This window comes from Nocardioides szechwanensis, assembly GCF_900103935.1.
Lineage (GTDB): Bacteria > Actinomycetota > Actinomycetes > Propionibacteriales > Nocardioidaceae > Nocardioides > Nocardioides szechwanensis.
In genome coordinates, this window is sequence record NZ_FNIC01000018.1 from 1 (window position 1) to 1,657 (window position 1,657).

General features: G+C 56.0%; 1 rRNA gene. It reads left to right on the forward strand.

Going from position 1 to position 1,657, the window contains the following annotated elements:
• Nucleotides 1-1,558 (forward strand): 23S ribosomal RNA (locus BLR90_RS21345); the annotation flags it as partial.
• Nucleotides 1,559-1,657: the final 99 nt, after the last annotated feature.

The window sequence follows — 1,657 nt, forward strand, 5'->3', positions numbered from 1 at the left end:
CATGCTTATCGGACCCTTCGGGGCGAGAGGGTGTGGCGGAGCGTGGGATCCGATCCGGTAGTAGTCAAGCGATGGGGTGACGCAGGAAGGTAGCCCAACCGTGGCGATGGTTGTCCACGGGTAAGCAGGTAGGGTGTGTCCTAGGCAAATCCGGGACACTGTCTTTGATGACGGACCTGAGACGTGACGCCGACCCCGTATGGGGGAAGTGGGTAATCCTATGCTGTCAAGAAAAACCTCTAGCGAGCTATACGCCGCCCGTACCCCAAACCGACTCAGGTGATCAGGTAGAGAATACCAAGGCGATCGAGCGAACCATGGTTAAGGAACTCGGCAAAATGCCCCCGTAACTTCGGGAGAAGGGGGGCCCGAACCGTCATGGCCTTTACGGCCGGCAGCGGGGAGGGCCGCAGAGACCAGGCCCAAGCGACTGTTTACTAAAAACACAGGTCCGTGCGAAGTTGTAAGACGATGTATACGGACTGACTCCTGCCCGGTGCTGGAAGGTTAAGGGGACCGGTTAGCCCACTTGTGGGTGAAGCTGAGAACTTAAGCCCCAGTAAACGGCGGTGGTAACTATAACCATCCTAAGGTAGCGAAATTCCTTGTCGGGTAAGTTCCGACCTGCACGAATGGAGTAACGACTTGGGCGCTGTCTCAACCGTGGACTCGGCGAAATTGCACTACGAGTAAAGATGCTCGTTACGCGCGGCAGGACGGAAAGACCCCGGGACCTTTACTATAGTTTGGTATTGGTGTTTGGTTCGGCTTGTGTAGGATAGGTGGGAGACTGTGAAGCGGCCACGCCAGTGGTTGTGGAGTCAACGTTGAAATACCACTCTGGTCGTACTAGATATCTAACCTAGGTCCATGATCTGGATCAGGGACAGTGCCTGATGGGTAGTTTAACTGGGGCGGTTGCCTCCTAAAGTGTAACGGAGGCGCTCAAAGGTTCCCTCAGCCTGGTTGGCAATCAGGTGGCGAGTGTAAGTGCACAAGGGAGCTTGACTGTGAGACAGACATGTCGAGCAGGGACGAAAGTCGGAACTAGTGATCCGGCGCCAGCAGGTGGAAGCGGCGTCGCTCAACGGATAAAAGGTACCCCGGGGATAACAGGCTGATCTTCCCCAAGAGTCCATATCGACGGGATGGTTTGGCACCTCGATGTCGGCTCGTCGCATCCTGGGGCTGGAGTAGGTCCCAAGGGTTGGGCTGTTCGCCCATTAAAGCGGCACGCGAGCTGGGTTTAGAACGTCGTGAGACAGTTCGGTCCCTATCCGCCGCGCGCGCAGGAAACTTGAGAAAAGCTGTCCCTAGTACGAGAGGACCGGGATGGACGAACCTCTGGTGTGCCAGTTGTCCCGCCAGGGGCACGGCTGGTTAGCTACGTTCGGAAGTGATAACCGCTGAATGCATCTAAGCGGGAAGCACATTTCAAGATAAGGTTTCCCACCACAATTGTGGGTAAGGCCCCCAACAGACTATTGGGTTGATAGGCCGGAGGTATACAGCAGCAATGCCTAGCCGACCGGTACTAATAGGCCGAGGGCTTGTCTTCACAAACCCTCAACCAAAACCACAAACCGCGCACACCACAAACGACATGTTTGCGTCCACAACCAAGTTCCACCCCGACCGGTGGCCACCCCCAAAACAA